The organism is Sporosarcina sp. SAFN-010 (genome assembly GCF_059415065.1).
In genome coordinates this window covers 1-16,271 of sequence record NZ_JBPFDS010000015.1, presented here as the reverse complement: position 1 = coordinate 16,271, position 16,271 = coordinate 1, and the positions used below count along the sequence as shown (strand labels likewise).

Sequence of the window (16,271 nt, the reverse complement as noted above, 5' to 3'; positions counted from 1 at the left end):
AGGTTTTCTTATCTATTTCTTTATCCCTTGTATAGAAACAAAAAGCGCGCCATCCTCTAATAGAACAGAAGATAGACGCGCTGCTTATTATAGGTCAATCATTTCGATAGTTTGGCAGATGTGCCGTCTTTTGAAAAGCTGTCGACGACAATTGCAAGCGCTCCATCGCCTGTAACGTTCGTTGCAGTTCCGAAGCTATCTTGTGCCATGTACAGAGCAATCATGAGTGCTACCATGGATTCGTCGAAACCTAACATAGAAGCTAGAAGACCCGTTGCGGCAACAACCGCTCCGCCTGGTACTCCAGGAGCCGCAATCATTGTAATTCCTAACATGAAGATGAAACCGAGGTAAGTAACAAAGCTGACTGGAACACCATTCATCAACATAACCCCGATTGAACAAGATACGAGTGTAATCGTACTCCCTGACAAGTGGATTGTTGCAAACAAAGGAACGGTAAAGTCCGTCACTCGTGCAGACGCCCCAGTTTGTTTTGCTTGACGTAATGTTACAGGGATCGTTGCTGCTGAAGATTGTGTACCAATCGCTGTGAAATAAGCTGGTGCCATAATCTTCATCAGACGGAACGGATTCCGTTTTGAAACAGCTCCAGCAACTGTGTATTGCAGTGTCAACATAACTAGGTGAAGAATAATGATCATAATGAATACGAAGATGAAAATCGATAGCACTTTAGCAACTTCACCTGTATATGTCATATTTAAGAAAATCCCAAAAATATGTATCGGTAAGAGCGGTATGATAATGACCGTGATCACTTTTTCTATTATCGTGTTCAATTCTTCAAACATGTGTAACATTGTTTTACTGCCGATTGCAGCCATTCCGATACCTAGTACGAATGCAAGAAGCAACGCCGTCATAACGCCCATAAGAGGTGTCATTTCTAGCTCGAAGAAAGCGCTTGCTGCTTCTTTCGCAGTATCAATAGATTTGCTTCCTAACCCGCTTATGTATCCCGGAAGTAAGGTTGTTGCTGCAAAGTAAGCAAGAATCCCTGCGATAATCGTCGATGTGTAAGCGAATAATGTCGCAAGACCAAGCAACTTCCCAGAACCTTTACCGAGTTTCGCAATTCCTGGTGCGATGAATGCCAAAATAATTAAAGGAACTACAAAGTTAAGGAATCCTCCAAAGATCATGTTGAATGTTGCGAAGAGACGTGTGAAGCCTTTTGCAAACCCTTCACCAATCATAGGTGTCAAATACCCAAGTCCTACTGCGAGACCGATAGCAATGACAATTCTCCATATAAGTCCTATTTTAAATTTCATTTTCGAAACCCCTTTCGTGCGTTGAATTAGTAAAACTCTCTCTATCATACATGAAAACGCTTTAAAAATCAGTCCTATTTTTTATCCAAAAAACCCCTCATCTTTGTAAACTCAAGATGAGGGGTTGCTTCTATATTATTTAGTAACTGGTACGACTGAACCTTTCCACTCATCGAGGATGAAGTCTTGGATCTCTTTTGAAGTTAGAACTTCGACAAGTGCTTTGATAGCTGGTTTGTCTTCATCCCCTGTATTCACTGCAAGGATGTTCACATATGGAGAATCAGATTCTTCAAGTGCAATAGAATCCTCCATTGGGTTGATGCCTGCATCAATTGCGTAGTTCGAGTTGATCAGTACTGCATCGCCTTCTTCGCTGTCGAACATTTGTGGAAGAAGTGCTGCTTCATAGTTTGCGTCGAACTTGATGTTTTTCGGGTTATCCACGATATCTTTCACTTCAGCTTTTGTCTTATCCACACCGTCTTTAAGCTTGATAAGACCTTCTGCTTCAAGCATCGCAAGAACACGACCGTGGTCAGCAACCGAGTTACTGATAAGGATTGTAGCGCCATCCGGAAGTTCGTCTAGTGATTTGTATTTCTTAGAATAGACACCGATTGGCTCGATATGAATGCTGCCTGCGTTTGTGAAGTCATATCCGTGGTCCGCAATTTGTGTTTCCATGTAAGGGATGTGCTGGAAGTAGTTTGCGTCCAGGTCTCCAGAATCAAGATCTTGGTTCGGTAATACATAATCCTGATACGGTTCAATCTCCAAGTCATAGCCTTTTTCTTTCAATAGCGGCTTTGCTTCTTCCAGAATTTCTGCGTGTGGAACGTTGGATGCGCCAACTTTAATGACTTTTACGTCTTCATCAGAACCGCTTGCGTTTCCATCTTTGTCGTCTTTTGAACCACATGCTGCAAGTGCTAATACAAGTACTGCTAGTAAAATTCCTGTTAAAAACTTTTTCATCCATTCCACTTCCCTTTTCTGTTTTTTTAGATTTGATAACGAACAGTGTTGATTTCCGTTGCAGGCGGACGCGGGCCTACAGGAAGTAGGTCATGCAACCGTTGCGGCAGGACGCCGCGTACTTAGGTTGTTTCCATGAACTTTCCCACAGGAGTCGCCGCCTTCCACTCCTATCAACGGAGATGCCAGGCATCAGTTTTAATTCATCAAACCACTTATATAGTAGACAGGCATGCCTGTTTTTCCCTGTGTTATCGTTTGTCGAGCTTTTTGACGGCGAAGTCTCCTGCAAATTGTAGGATGAAGACGACGATTAGGATCAAGATTGTTGAAACGAGTGTGACGTCTTCTCGGCTTCGCTGGAATCCGTCTAGGAAGGCAAGTGTTCCTAGTCCTCCAGCGCCGATAATTCCTGCCATCGCCGTGTAGCCAACAAGTGCGATTGCTGTCACTGTAATCCCGGAGATTAAAGCGGGCATCGACTCTGGCAATAATACTTTAAAAATGATAGTTGAGGTTTTTGCACCCATCGAGCGTGCTGCTTCTAGAACACCTTTGTCAATTTCCTGCAGCGCAATCAGTACCATTCTTGCGTAAAACGGAGCAGCTCCAATAATCAATGCCGGCATTGCAGCTTCTGGGCCTCTGATTGTTCCGATTAGAAACTTAGTAAACGGAATTAGAAGGATGATCAATATAATGAAAGGAATCGATCTGAAAATGTTAACAATTGATCCCGTTAGCAAGTTAACTAGCTTGTTTGCCCATATATGGCCTGGACCGGTTAGGAAAAGAAGGATCCCAAGTGCTAGCCCGATGATGAAAGTGAATATGGTTGAGACAGACGTCATATAAAGTGTTTCTACTGTTGCTTCCCACATTTTTGCCCAGTCCACGTTCGGGAAATACGTTTCAATCATTTCTCAAACACCTCCGTCTGGACACCTTGTTCATGTAAATATTGAATTGCATTTGCGGTTGCCTCTGGTTCACCTGTTATTTGTAAAATCATTGTCCCGTATGCACCGCCACGAGTTTGCGAGATGTTTCCTTGAAGAATACTGACATCCACTGGATACTCTCTTATTAAACTAGCGAGTACGGGTTGCTCTGTACGTTCCCCAACAAACGCTAGTTTGACAAGTGTGCCATCCGGATAATCCTGACGCATGAGCGACATCACTTTCTTCGCATCTTCCGGTTCAGTCACTTGCGAAACGAATCGTTTTGTTATCTGTTCTTTCGGTGACTGGAACAGTTGTAGTACGTCTCCAGTTTCTACAACACGTCCTGCTTCCATCACTGCGACTTCATGACAGATTTTCCGGATGACGTGCATTTCGTGCGTGATGAGGACAATTGTTAATCCAAGCCTTTCGTTAATGCTTGTCAACAAGTCTAAAATCGCATCAGTCGTTTCTGGATCGAGTGCGGACGTTGCTTCGTCACATAAGAGCACTTCAGGGTCGTTCGCGAGTGCCCGGGCAATTCCGACACGTTGTTTCTGTCCACCCGACAATTGGGATGGATAGGCATTTTCACGTCCTGCTAAGCCTACGAGCTCTATCAATTCCGCTGCTTTCCGCTCTCTCTCTGCCTTTTTAACTCCTGCTATTTCTAAAGGGAATGTAATGTTCTCTTTTACGGTACGAGACCAAAGCAAGTTAAAATGTTGGAAGATCATACTGATTTTTTGACGGGCTTGACGAAGTTCTTTTCCACCTATGGATGAAATCTTACGACCGTTTACTTCGACAGAACCGTCTGTTGGTTGTTCCAACCCATTGAGCAATCGAATTAGCGTACTTTTACCAGCACCACTATACCCGATAATGCCGTATATTTTTCCTTCTTCAATCGTTAGGTTTACTCCGTCAACTGCAGTAATCGCAGTGCTTGAGGTCCCAAATCGTTTGTTGACATTTGCTAATTGAATCATTCGACACCCACCTCACTGCTTTTCATTCTGTCCAATACTAATCGCTATATAAGTTAAATTAAACAATCCGACCACTTGCCGTTGTTTTCCTCTCCAGGCGGACGCTTTCCGAGGGGCTCGATTTCAGCCAATCGAACCACGAAGAATTCGATTGGCCATATTTCTGAGCCCTTTGCAGAAATTAAGGCATCAGCACCCTGCTCCTAACGCTTCGCTTTTACTCGCAAAAGTTGTTCTCCGTAACAACTCTCGCTCCAAACAACTAAAATGTCTGAACCGATGGTGATTTTCACTTCAACATATATAATTAAATTAAAAACGCCTTCCTGCAGATTCACAGAAAGGCGTACGCATAAGAATTCATGGCGTTCATCCGATCTCTCATCTTTCAAAGCATACGCTTTGTGTGACTTGGCACCATTTCAATTAAATTGACGGTTGCCGGGCTTCACAGGGTTCTCCCCTCCACCTCTCTTTATAAGAGTCAGTTATTCAATTGGTTGCTTTTAGTTATACCATAGCGATTTAGGAGTGTCAACTAAGCTTTTCGAGAATATTTTGAACCGATTGAAAGGCATAGACTTTCTCAGCTTGCTCGCCTTTTCGCTTGATGAGCAGGCACGGTACGCTTTCAACCTGGTATTCTGTCGCCAGTTCTTCAACATAGTTTAAGTTAGCTTTTCCAATTGGAAGACTTGGCTTCATCTCTGTTACGACATTCAATATTTTGCTGGCCACTGCACACGTTCCGCATAGCGGTGTATACAAATAGAATGCCGCCAGCTCTTCTCGATCAGCGAGTTCTTTCCACTCACTATATGTCCATTCATTCATGCCTATCACCTTCACTCTAAAAATAGCATATAGGGACTAAAGATCCCTGATGAATCTAGATAGCTGTTGATGACGTCACTAGATGCAAAAAATCTCGTTGATTGAAGTGTAAGGCGGCGACTCCTGGGGGAAGTTCAAGGAAACAACCTAAGTACGCGGCGTCCTGCCGCAACGGTTGCATGACCTACTTCCTGTAGGCCCGCGTCCGCCTGAAACGTAAATCAACACTGTTGACACTCTATTTCAATAGAAAATATAAAAGACGCCGGATAGTCGGCGCCTTTTAGTATTATTCTCCGACAGTCATTTTGTCGTAGTCTTCAGGAGTCATAAGCTCATCCAGTTCAGCTGGTTTCGTTGCTTCCACAACTACCATCCAAGCACCCTCGTAAGGAGATTCGTTGACAAGCTCAGGGCTGTCCTCTAAATCTTCGTTCACTTCAACGACTTTACCGCTGATTGGTGCATATAGTTCTGAAACCGTTTTTACAGATTCAACGCTACCGAATGGCTCGTCTGATTTCAATTCGTCGCCAACAGATGGCAATTCAACGAACACGATATCACCAAGCTCAGATTGTGCAAAGTGTGTAATACCAATTCGGTATTTACCGTCTTCTTCTTTAACCCATTCGTGCTCTTCAGAATACTTCAAACCTTGTGGTGTGCTCATTCTATTCCCCTCCAACTAATAATTGTTATACTTGATTCTATTTTGCCACAGGTACCTTTGAAAGACAAGAAATGAAGTTATGCCTTCCACGTTTCTGCAAACGTTTGCTCATTGAACCCGACAGTAGTCGTTTTACCATCAGTCACAAGTGGACGCTTAATGAGCATGCCGTCAGACGCTAGCAATTGGATTTGTTCATCCTCACTCATAGTAGCAAGCTTGTCCTTTAAACCGAGTTCACGATATTTCATGCCACTCGTGTTAAAGAACTTCTTCAATGGCATTTCAGAACTAGTGATCATTTCTTTCAATGCTTGTTCGCTCGGTGGCTGTTCAGCAATGTTGGATGCTTCGTAAGAAATATCATTTTCTTTCAGCCACTTTTCAGCCTTTTTACATGTTGTACATTTTGGATAGCCATAATAGTGCAGTCCCAATACAGTCACCCCCATTGGTTCCATTTTACCACAAAAACATCCAGACTACAGAATTGCAGTCTGGATGGGAGTGTACAAAAGTTATGAATTAAACAACATACTTCGCAGCATCGATCAGCTTGACTGATGCTTCACGCTTCTTCGCAATTACGTTGTAAGGGTTTGAGCGAGTCAACTTACGCAATGCTGAAATCATCATGCGCTGGTTATCTCCGTCCACTGCAGCGTAAAGCGTTTCTTTCGCATCGCGTTCGATTGCGGCAAATGCTTCTTGACAGAAGATTTCTGTGTACAAGATTTTTTGTTGTTCTTTTTCTGCTCCGTTTTTCGCGACTGCTTTTTCAGTACGTAGGAGTGCAGATTCCATTGCAAAGATGTTATTAGCAATATCCGCAATGTTCACAAGAACTTCTTGTTCCTGCTCGAGTTTCGTACCATAGCGTTGTGCAGCTAATCCAGCAGCTAGCAAACCAATTTTCTTTGCATTCTTCACTAGAACCTTTTCTTGTTCAAGCGGTGCATCGCCAATTTCTTCCGGCATCATCATAAGCAACTCTTCTTGAAGTGCTTGAGCTTGTTGCAACAATGGCAACTCGCCTTTTAGCGCTTTCTTCATGAATGTTCCCGGAACGATCATACGGTTAATTTCGTTTGTTCCTTCGAAGATTCGGTTGATACGTGAATCGCGGTATGCGCGCTCTACTTCGTATTCAGCCATGAAACCATATCCACCGTGTAGTTGAACCGCTTCGTCAACGATATAATCGAGTGTCTCAGACCCAACTACTTTGTTGATAGAACATTCAATCGCGTATTCAGCAATCGCCGCTGCAATCGCTTTTCCGTCTTTTTGCTGTTCAGCAGTCATCTGGCTTTGACGCTGCTCAAAGTAACCGACTGTACGGTAAATCAAGCTTTCCGTCGCATATAGCTGGGACGCCATCGTTGCAATCTTTTCTTTCGTCAAGTTGAACGATGAAATCGGCGTATTGAACTGCTTACGCTCGTTTGAATACGAAATCGCAAGTTCAAGCGCACGTTTTGACCCACCAACTGTACCTACTCCAAGCTTATAACGACCAATATTCAAGATGTTGAAAGCGATAATGTGACCGCGGCCCACTTCACCAAGCAAGTTCTCAACAGGCACTTCAGCGTCAGACAAGATCAGTGTACGTGTAGATGAAGACTTGATGCCCATCTTTTTCTCTTCCGCCCCAACAGAAACACCAGGGAATTCGCGCTCTACGATGAATGCTGAGAATTTATCGCCATCAATTTTCGCATAGACAACGAAAACGTCAGCAAAGCCAGCGTTCGTAATCCACTGCTTTTCACCATTCAATACGTAGTGAGTACCCGCTGCGTTCATTTTTGCAGTCGTCTTCGCTCCAAGAGCATCAGAACCTGAACCTGGCTCAGTTAGTGCGTAAGCAGAGATTTTGTCCCCTGCTACAGAGTTCGGTAAGTACTTCTTCTTTTGCTCTTCGTTACCGAACAATACGATTGGAAGCGTACCGATTCCAACGTGTGCACCGTGAGTGATTGAGAATCCACCTGCAACTGCTAGTTTCTCTGAGATTAATGCAGATGAGATTTTATCCAACCCTAGACCGTCATATTCTTCAGGAACGTCTGCGCCTAGAAGACCAAGATCTCCAGCAGATTTAAGTAGTTTTACGGAATGTTCAAACTCATGGTTCTCCAATTTATCCACAACTGGAAGCACTTCGTTTTTCACGTAGTCTTCCGCTGTTTTTGCAATCATCTTTTGCTCGTCAGAAAAGTCTTCTGGCGTGAATACTCGGTCCGGTGTAATGTCTTCAGTTAAAAACGCCCCGCCTTTAATTAGCTCATTTGTCGTAGTTTCAGTCATTTCTAGTTCCTCCTCTATTTTACGTTCATGATTTTTTAAAGTAATTCAAACACGCCAGCTGCGCCCATTCCGCCACCGATACACATCGTAACGACACCGAATTGCTTGCCTTGACGCTTCAGTTCACTCATCATACGCACAGTCAAAATCGTACCGGTTGCACCAAGTGGGTGACCGAGAGCGATTGCGCCGCCGTTGACGTTCACTTTGCTCGTGTCCAGCTTCAGTTCACGGATGACTTGAAGGGATTGGGATGCGAATGCTTCGTTCAATTCCCATACGTCAATATCGTCAATTGTTAGTCCAGCGATTTTCAACGCTTTAGGAATCGCAGCGATTGGACCAATTCCCATAATTTCAGGTGGAACGCCTGCTACTGCAAACGAACGGAACTTCGCGATTGGCGTAAGCCCTTCCGCCACAGCTTTTTCACGATCCATGACGAGTACAGATGCTGCACCGTCAGACGTTTGCGAAGCGTTACCTGCTGTTACTGATCCTGTAACGGAGAAGGCAGGACGCAATTTCGCTAGGATTTCCGTAGTTGTACCGCGACGTACGCCTTCATCCATAGAAAACGTTTCTTTTTTCTCTGCAAATTTCCCGTTGTTGTCGACATATCCTTTTGTAAATTCGACTGGGACGATTTCGTCATCGAACTTTCCAGTGTCAATCGCTGCTGCTGCGCGACGGTGAGATTCAACCGCAAACGCATCTTGGTCGTCACGACTGATTCCATATTTTACGGCAACTTGCTCGGCAGTATGCCCCATTCCCATGTAATACTGAGGTGCTTCTTCAGCAAGCTTTGCATTCGGTCGAACGGTATTCCCCATCATTGGAACCATACTCATAGATTCTGCACCACCTGCTAGGATGGCTTCAGAGTGTCCAAGCATAATGCGTTCAGCTGCATAAGCAATGGACTGGAGTCCTGATGAACAAAAACGGTTGATGGTAATCGCTGGTGTCGTATCCGGTAATCCCGCAAGTGCACCGATATTACGTGCCATATTCATGCCTTGTTCTGCTTCCGGCATTGCGCAGCCGATGATCAGGTCTTCAATCGGACCGTCATATCCTCCTGCGCGTTTTAATGTTTCTTTTATAGTAAGGGCTCCTAAATCATCTGGTCGGACTGTTGCAAGTGATCCTTTACCTGCTTTACCAACCGGTGTGCGGGAACCCGCTACGATTACTGCTTCACGCATTGTGTTTCCTCCTCTAAAAGTTCTGTTTCATCAGTTACGCAATGGTTTGCCTTTGACAAGCATGTGTTGCATGCGAGCTTGTGATTTCGGCTCTGCTACTAAGCTCAAGAACGCTTCTCGCTCTAAGTCCAGCAAGTACTGCTCATCGACTAGTGTGCCGTATGGCAGTTTGCCACCAGCCAATACGTATGCGAGTTTCTTCGCAATCTTCATATCATGATCGCTGATGAACCCTGACAAACGCATGCCTTCAGCACCGAGTAATAACGTTGCATAGCCGGTTTCACCAACTACCGGGAATTTCTCATGCTTTGGCGCTTGATAGCCATTGTCATAAAGTGATAGTGCTGCTTGTTTTGCATCATATAATAGATGATCCGCATTGACGCTAATGCCATCTGCGAAATCGAGGAAGTTGTTTTCACGTGCTTCATCAGCGGAAGTCGACACTTTTGCCATCGCAATCGATTCGAATACGTTGTTCGCGATGTTTTGGTAGTCCACTTGAACGCCATTCGGCAATCCTTTTAAGTGTTTCAAGTAAAGACCGACGTTTCCGCCTCCACCAGGAATCAGTCCAACTCCAGCTTCAACAAGGCCGATATACGTTTCCATGGAAGCTTGGATATGAGCAGCTGGCAAGCAGACTTCTGCTCCGCCACCCAACGTCATTTGGAACGGTGCTGCAACGACTGGTTTCGATGAATACTTGATTTTCATCATTGCGTTTTGGAACGTCCGCACTACGAAATCGAGTTCGAAGATGTTATCATCTTGCGCTTCCATCAAAATCATTCCGAGGTTTGCACCGACACAGAAGTTCTTTCCTTGGTTACCGATGACGAGACCTTTATAGTTCTTCTCAACTTCATCCACCGCAAAGTTAATCATTTGCATAATGTCGAGGCCAATCGCATTAGACTGTGAATGGAACTCAAGAAGTGCAATTCCGTCTCCCATGTCGATCAAGCTTGCGCCAGAGTTTTTCTTGATGACGCCATGCTTTTTCTTATAGCATTTCAAGTCGATTACTTTCTCATTAACCGGAACTGGAGAGTATCCTTCCCCATCGAAGTAGAAGAGCTCGTTGTCTTCCTCTTTATAGAAGGTTTCGAATCCTTTATCGAGCAATTTTTGAGCGAATTCAGGAATTGTTTCTCCCTGTTCCTTCATCCGTTCGACTGATTTGCTGACACCGATAGCATCCCAAACTTCAAACGGCCCCTGTTGCCATCCGAAACCCCATTTCATCGCATTATCGATGGATACGATTGTATCTGCGATTTTGCCATGCATGTCAGCAGAGTAAAGAAGTGTCGGTGCTAAGATGCTCCAGAGAAGCTCTCCTGTACGATCATCTGCGTACACTAATGACTTCACACGATTGCCGAGTCCTTTTTGCTGCTTCGCCATTTCAATTGAAGGCGTTTTCATTTTCTTGACTGGACCGTAGTCAAGCGTCGATGAATCGATCTCGAAGATTTCTTTGCCTTTTTTCACAAAGAATCCTTGCTTCGCTTTAGCACCGATCCACCCGTTGTCGATCATTTTTTTCATGAATTCAGGAAGTTCGAATACCGCCTGCTCTTCCCCTTCAGTCTTGTCGTAGACGTTTTTCGCAACATGCATGAATGTATCCAGCCCTACTACATCCAACGTGCGGAATGTCGCAGATTTTGGGCGTCCAATCAGAGTTCCAGTTACAGAGTCCACTTCACCAACTGTATAACTGCGTTTTTCCATCTCACGAAGCGTGACGAGAAGTCCGTATGTTCCGATTCGATTGGCGATGAAGTTCGGCGTGTCTTTAGCTAACACGACACCTTTACCAAGGCGATCTTCACCGAATGACGTCATGAACTCGATTACTTCATTTGAAGTCGTTTTTGCTGGAATCACTTCAAGCAATTTCAAGTAACGCGGCGGATTGAAGAAATGCGTACCTAGGAAATGTTTTTGGAAGTCTTCTGAACGACCTTCCGCCATAGCATCGATACTAATTCCTGATGTATTTGAAGTGACGATTGTTCCGGGTTTGCGAACAGCGTCGATTTTTTCATATAAGCCCTTTTTAACTTCTAAGTTTTCAACGATAACTTCAATGATCCAGTCCACGTCTTTCAACTTTTCTAAGTCGTCTTCCAAGTTGCCCGCTTCAATTAAAGCTAGGTTTTTCTTAGAAGTCAGTGGTGCTGGTTTTTGTTTTAGTAGTTTCTGAATCGATCCAGATACAACTCGGTTGCGAACTGCCTTATGCTCCAGTGTAAATCCTTTTTTCTCTTCGTCTTCTGTCAATTTGTTTGGAACAATGTCCAGAAGAAGAACAGGAATCCCAATATTGGCGAGGTGTGCAGCGATTCCAGACCCCATAACACCAGATCCGATAACTGCTGCTTTCTTAATTTGATAAGCCACGTGAAATCCTCCCTTTGCTTTTGAATGAACACTCATTCATTTTGTGGGTAAAAAAAATAGAAACCTTTTCTATGAATCTAATTGTAGACTATTTCCTGCGTTTTCGCAATATTTAAATCTAAAAAACAACTATTCATTCCTTCCGAAACAAGTTGATGGGCTGAAAGCGCTTTTCATTGTACACTGAAGATATGAAAGGAGTCGAATATACATGGATTCAATTACAACCGCAAAACAATTCGATGACATTATTAACGAACCATCACGCTCAGTTATTAAATTCCAGGCAGGATGGTGCCCAGACTGTCGAGTGATGGACATGTTTATCGGACCTATTACAGAAGATTACGATCAGTACGATTGGTATGATGTAGACCGCGATGTTCTTCCTGAAATCGCAGAAAAGTATGATGTGATGGGGATTCCGAGCTTACTCATTTTTGAAAATGGAGAGAAAAAAGCGCACCTTCATAGTGCCAACGCAAAATCTCCTGAGCAAGTGACAAGCTTCCTTGAAGGTCTAACAATTTAAAAGATACTAGCAATTCCTCCGGCTGCCTATGCAGTCGGTTTTTTTTATGTATTTTTTTGAAAATCAGTTATACTTAAGAGAGGTTAAAGAAAAACTAAGAGGTGTAGAATGAGTCATATAGAAGAAATTGCACAATTAAAAGCCACTATTGCCAAGTATGAAGAAATTATTAGTGAGACATCTGTTCCAATTATTACGTCAATTATTGATAATACAATCTTGCTCCCTATTGTCGGATATATAGATAGAGAACGAATGGAACGTATTCGCACGAAAGTTCTTGAGTATGCTGGGGACCATAGACATACTGAAGCTGCCGTATTCGACTTTTCAAGTATCCGTTTGGCTGAAGAGGAAGGTTTGGAAATGCTGACTCATGAATTGCAACTCATGCGATCCGAACTTCGATTGATGGGCATTCGTCCAATCATGGTTGGCTTCACTCCTCCATTTGTCCGTCAAATGGTTAATTCAGGAGTTGCTTCTGAAGTAGAGTCATACGCAAACTTCAAATCAGCACTACAAACTCTAATGGATGAAAAAGGACTTTCCTTTTCAAAAGAGTAAATAAGGGAGGATTTTGTCGTGCCGTTCTTAAAACAACTACAAGGCAAATCACAATATGAACCTTCCATAGACATACAGCTAAGACCATCTGCATGCGGTCCCGTAACAGCTTCTGTGATCTTACACTATTTGAATGTCCCAATTTCCAAAGTTTCTGTCAATAAGCTTTACAAGCTATTAGGAACTACTCGAATCGGGTTATTCACATGGCGTTTCGTTCATAGGCTTCATAAGATACTAGGTGCCGATTGGGAAGTTCGGAAATGTTCGTTATCCGAAGCGATATCCGAACTTGAGAACGGACGTCCCGTTGCGGCGAAATTTGATAAATGGTTTACTTTCAAGTGGAGTGGAAAGTATGAATTCGACTATCACTGGGTACCTCTTATAGGATATGAAAAAAATGCGAATGATGTGATTCTCACAATTCATGACAATGGAAGCCCTTCTTCTCCTAGCAACTTGCGATTTGTCTCTTATCGAAAGAACCAAGAGGTTTTAACTTTTGTAAAAATCGCTCCAAGTTCCAAGCAAAAAGGACACTGATTCGCTCAGTGTCCTTTTTGTTATGCTACATATTGAATTGCTTGTTTTAACGTTGCAAAGCTCTTGATGGAGCCGAAGTCTATACCAAGACCGACTAGCGTTTGTGCGATAGCAGGGGTTACTCCACTAACGACTGGAACAGTCCCAACTAACGACAGTGATTCAAAGAGTATGAATAACTGTTGAGCTACAAATGTATCCGTCGTTTGAAGTCCTGAAAGGTCGATGATCAAATGCTCGAGATTGAGTCGAACAGCTTCATTAAGAACTTTTTCTTGCAGCACGGTTCCTCTATTGAAATCCATAATACCGATTAACGGCAGGATAGCAGTCGTATCGTTAATGGATGCAATCGGAACGGATAATTCAGCAACCGCAGCTTGTGAAATCTTCAGCATTTCCTTTTCATAATGCACAAAAGGAAGGCTGAAGTAGTAGACGACATCGTTCACAATCGTATCGAGTACAGTCGTCAGTTCATACATTTCCTCTGAACTGATGTTACGGTTTAGTCCTTCATGCTTTAAAACGGTACCAATATATGCACGGTATTCAGGAACCTCACGAAGCATCATGTCTAAAGAGACACTTTCTTTCTTCGCAAAGTGAGTCCCCGCTTCCTGTCCCCATTGACGCAATTGCTCAATTCGTTCTGTCTCCTCTAACTTCAGCGCATTCGCATATAGCTTTACTAATTCCACGCGAGATAGAAAGAGTTCTTCTTCAATACGATTCATAATCGGATAACGTTCGTTCTGCTGTTTAGTTATCAGGCCTGCAAGTTGCTCAGCATTCTCCGTTACCTTATCACTTAAAAGGATCAATAATTCTTTCATCAAGACTCCCCCTTGTAGCAGCTACTAGTTCTGCTGTTGCCATTTGTTTGAGGACTGCGTTCAAACCTTGTTTCCTTAGATGGCTTAATGTTTGGTCAGTATAATCCGGAATTTCAAGAGACTCTAATGTTTTTCCTAAATCTACTTCACAGTGGATGGTTGCCAGTTCTTTTGATACATGTAGCATCGCCAAGTTGTCTTGAATTTTGCTTTTCTCAGAACTCGTCAGCTTGTCCAATGAATTGACGACTTCTTCAGCAGTCCCATATGTTTGAATCAATTTGAGTGCTGTCTTCGGTCCAATTCCTTTGACCCCTGGATAGCCATCACTCGTGTCGCCTATAAATGCTTTATAGTCAATGAATTGAGTGGGTGTCATTCCGTAATCTTCTAAAAAACGTGACTCTGTGTATAGGTCATAGATAGAATGACCTTTTTTTGTTAAGGCGATTTGGACGGAAGGTGCAAGTAATTGAAGTAAATCCTTATCCCCGGACACAATTGTTAAATCCGCATCCTCTTTCCACGTTTTGACGAGTGATCCGATCAGGTCGTCCGCTTCCATTCCTTCAACCCCATAATTTCTCCATCCCATAGCTTCAGAAACCTGACGAGCCATATCAAATTGAGGAAGAAGTTCCGGCGCTGGCGCAGGACGATTGGCTTTATAACCATCATAAATGTCGTTTCGGAAAGTGACCGAACCCATGTCCCAGCAAACCGCAAGATGGGTCGGCTGAAAAAGGTTAACTGCAGTTAATGTATGTCTTAGAAATCCTTGAACCCCATTTGTAGGGATTCCATCTTCATTGTATTGGAACTGTTTTCGTACAGCTGTTGCAAAAAACGAACGGAATAACAGGGCCATTCCATCAATAATCAGTATGTGTGGACGTTCAGTACTCACTTGCTCACTCTCCTTATTAGTTCTTAAGCTTATGTACAAATTTCTTTTCTTTATCATACCACGTCTTTTTAGTTTGGCACGCTCATTTAGGGATTGACGTCACTTATCTAGGCACTCGTCTAAGGCAACCTGAGCGTTTGACATAGGATGGGGAGCAGAGTGAAATTCTGAAAGGGGTATAAAAGTATGAATCCAAATGATTACACCGAGGAACAATGGTTTCCCGAGCTTCCTGAAGGATACATTCAACAACCTAGCAGTCAGGATGATTGGAACGCGACTGCAATGAATGTGAATCCTCATCAAATGGCATTAAATGTAGATCCTCATCAAACTGCAATGAACATCGATCCTCATCTAACCGCAGTGAACGGCTGGAACGATTGGCAGAATCCATCACATAACAACCACCAGCAAGGATGGCCGGGTTGGCCGAATTCGCCACAGCAACCAGGATGGCCAGGTTTCCCGCACCAACCGAATGCACCATGGCAAGGTGGATGGAATCCGAGTCAACCCGCTTATCCAGGATCTGGTGGTGGTGGCGGTGGCGGAAATCAACAAAGTGCACCAACATCACCTCCACCTTCGCAAACACCCGCGTATCCTGATCAGCAACTCTTGAGAGTAGATCCAGGTGGAATTCGCGGATGCATGTTCCGCTATACGTACATCTGGACATCTCGATATAGAGGGTTTTGGTTCTTCCCAACCTTCGTCGGAAGAACGTCTGTCGCAGGATTCCAATGGAACAATCAGTGGCGACGATGGATGTTTACCGGAATTGACTTAAATCGGATCGATGCATTTACTTGTATTTAATGAGTTAGAGTTGGGAATTAAGGAGAGATCAGCTGCGGCTGATCTTTTTTTGTTTTGGGAAATGAGTTTGGGGCGAAATAGATTGAGGCGTGAGGTCATGTTTTTTTGGGTTATGAGCAGATTTCATGGGTTATGATCACTTTTTGCCATTTATGAGCACTTTCCTCGGGTTATGATCACTTTCTGCGATTTATGAGCACTTTCCCTGGGGGATGATCACTTTCTGCGAGTTATGAGCACTTTCCCTGGGTTATGATCACTTTCTGCGATTTATGATCACTTTCTGCGATTTATGAGCACTTTCCCTGAGTTATGATCAATTATGGTATTCCGTCAAGAAAGTGGACACAAATTTGTGAGTGATTATTTTTAAAAGCCTACCGCGCTGCGCTTGCTGGAC

Annotated in this window: 16 protein-coding genes and 1 riboswitch; of the genes, 4 read left to right on the top strand and 12 right to left on the bottom strand. The window is 43.5% G+C overall.

What is annotated here, in order from left to right; genetic code table 11:
- Positions 1-98 precede the first annotated feature (98 nt).
- The 10 genes from ACR65F_RS15030 to ACR65F_RS14985 all read right to left on the bottom strand — a co-directional run bounded on the left by ACR65F_RS15030 (position 99) and on the right by ACR65F_RS14985 (position 11,661).
- On the bottom strand, positions 99-1,298 hold the full coding sequence (locus ACR65F_RS15030; protein ID WP_039043413.1) for a dicarboxylate/amino acid:cation symporter: 1,200 nt from the start codon (positions 1,296-1,298) through the stop codon (positions 99-101).
- A 135-nt stretch (positions 1,299-1,433) separates the two neighbouring features.
- Positions 1,434-2,276: a MetQ/NlpA family ABC transporter substrate-binding protein gene (locus tag ACR65F_RS15025; protein ID WP_039043414.1), complete on the bottom strand. Its 843-nt coding sequence runs from the start codon at positions 2,274-2,276 to the stop codon at positions 1,434-1,436.
- Positions 2,277-2,527: 251 nt separating this feature from the next.
- Positions 2,528-3,196, bottom strand: coding sequence for a methionine ABC transporter permease (locus ACR65F_RS15020; protein ID WP_440504901.1), 669 nt, complete (start codon positions 3,194-3,196; stop codon positions 2,528-2,530).
- Entirely contained in the window at positions 3,193-4,215 is a 1,023-nt protein-coding gene (locus tag ACR65F_RS15015; RefSeq protein ID WP_039043416.1) for a methionine ABC transporter ATP-binding protein, read from the bottom strand. Before ACR65F_RS15015 ends, ACR65F_RS15020 begins: the two co-directional genes overlap by 4 nt.
- A gap of 378 nt (positions 4,216-4,593) precedes the next feature.
- Positions 4,594-4,699: riboswitch (SAM riboswitch) on the bottom strand.
- Positions 4,700-4,749: 50 nt separating this feature from the next.
- Positions 4,750-5,049, bottom strand: coding sequence for a thioredoxin family protein (locus ACR65F_RS15010; RefSeq protein WP_440504900.1), 300 nt, complete (start codon positions 5,047-5,049; stop codon positions 4,750-4,752).
- Positions 5,050-5,338: 289 nt separating this feature from the next.
- Positions 5,339-5,722 carry a glycine cleavage system protein GcvH gene (gene gcvH / locus ACR65F_RS15005; protein ID WP_039043418.1) on the bottom strand — a complete coding sequence of 128 codons (384 nt, stop codon included), beginning with the start codon at positions 5,720-5,722 and terminating at the stop codon, positions 5,339-5,341.
- 77 nt (positions 5,723-5,799) lie between these two features.
- Positions 5,800-6,159, bottom strand: a complete 360-nt coding sequence (locus tag ACR65F_RS15000; RefSeq protein WP_440504899.1) for an arsenate reductase family protein — start codon at positions 6,157-6,159, stop codon at positions 5,800-5,802.
- 88 nt (positions 6,160-6,247) lie between these two features.
- Complete coding sequence (locus tag ACR65F_RS14995) at positions 6,248-8,035, bottom strand: acyl-CoA dehydrogenase FadE (protein WP_039043420.1); 1,788 nt, start codon at positions 8,033-8,035, stop codon at positions 6,248-6,250.
- A gap of 35 nt (positions 8,036-8,070) precedes the next feature.
- Entirely contained in the window at positions 8,071-9,246 is a 1,176-nt protein-coding gene (locus tag ACR65F_RS14990; RefSeq protein ID WP_440504898.1) for an acetyl-CoA C-acetyltransferase, read from the bottom strand.
- A 30-nt stretch (positions 9,247-9,276) separates the two neighbouring features.
- Complete coding sequence (locus tag ACR65F_RS14985; protein WP_440504897.1) at positions 9,277-11,661, bottom strand: 3-hydroxyacyl-CoA dehydrogenase/enoyl-CoA hydratase family protein; 2,385 nt, start codon at positions 11,659-11,661, stop codon at positions 9,277-9,279.
- Between the two features lie 211 nt (positions 11,662-11,872).
- Between ACR65F_RS14985 and ACR65F_RS14980 the strand changes: the two genes are divergently transcribed.
- The 3 genes from ACR65F_RS14980 to ACR65F_RS14970 all read left to right on the top strand — a co-directional run bounded on the left by ACR65F_RS14980 (position 11,873) and on the right by ACR65F_RS14970 (position 13,306).
- A complete protein-coding gene (locus ACR65F_RS14980; RefSeq protein WP_039043423.1) occupies positions 11,873-12,193 on the top strand; it encodes a thioredoxin family protein in 321 nt (106 codons plus the stop codon).
- A gap of 108 nt (positions 12,194-12,301) precedes the next feature.
- Positions 12,302-12,760, top strand: coding sequence for an STAS domain-containing protein (locus tag ACR65F_RS14975; RefSeq protein WP_039043424.1), 459 nt, complete (start codon positions 12,302-12,304; stop codon positions 12,758-12,760).
- A gap of 18 nt (positions 12,761-12,778) precedes the next feature.
- A complete protein-coding gene (locus ACR65F_RS14970; RefSeq protein WP_039043425.1) occupies positions 12,779-13,306 on the top strand; it encodes a C39 family peptidase in 528 nt (175 codons plus the stop codon).
- Between the two features lie 20 nt (positions 13,307-13,326).
- Here ACR65F_RS14970 and ACR65F_RS14965 read toward each other — a convergent pair whose 3' ends face one another.
- Both ACR65F_RS14965 and ACR65F_RS14960 read right to left on the bottom strand, forming a co-directional pair.
- Positions 13,327-14,142, bottom strand: coding sequence for an STAS domain-containing protein (locus tag ACR65F_RS14965; RefSeq protein ID WP_125103026.1), 816 nt, complete (start codon positions 14,140-14,142; stop codon positions 13,327-13,329).
- Entirely contained in the window at positions 14,114-15,049 is a 936-nt protein-coding gene (locus ACR65F_RS14960) for a 5'-3' exonuclease (protein WP_231567264.1), read from the bottom strand. Before ACR65F_RS14960 ends, ACR65F_RS14965 begins: the two co-directional genes overlap by 29 nt.
- 186 nt (positions 15,050-15,235) lie before the next feature.
- On the opposite strand from ACR65F_RS14960, the gene ACR65F_RS14955 reads away from it, so the two are divergent.
- Positions 15,236-15,871 carry a hypothetical protein gene (locus ACR65F_RS14955; RefSeq protein WP_440504896.1) on the top strand — a complete coding sequence of 212 codons (636 nt, stop codon included), beginning with the start codon at positions 15,236-15,238 and terminating at the stop codon, positions 15,869-15,871.
- The last annotated feature ends 400 nt before the right edge of the window (positions 15,872-16,271 follow it).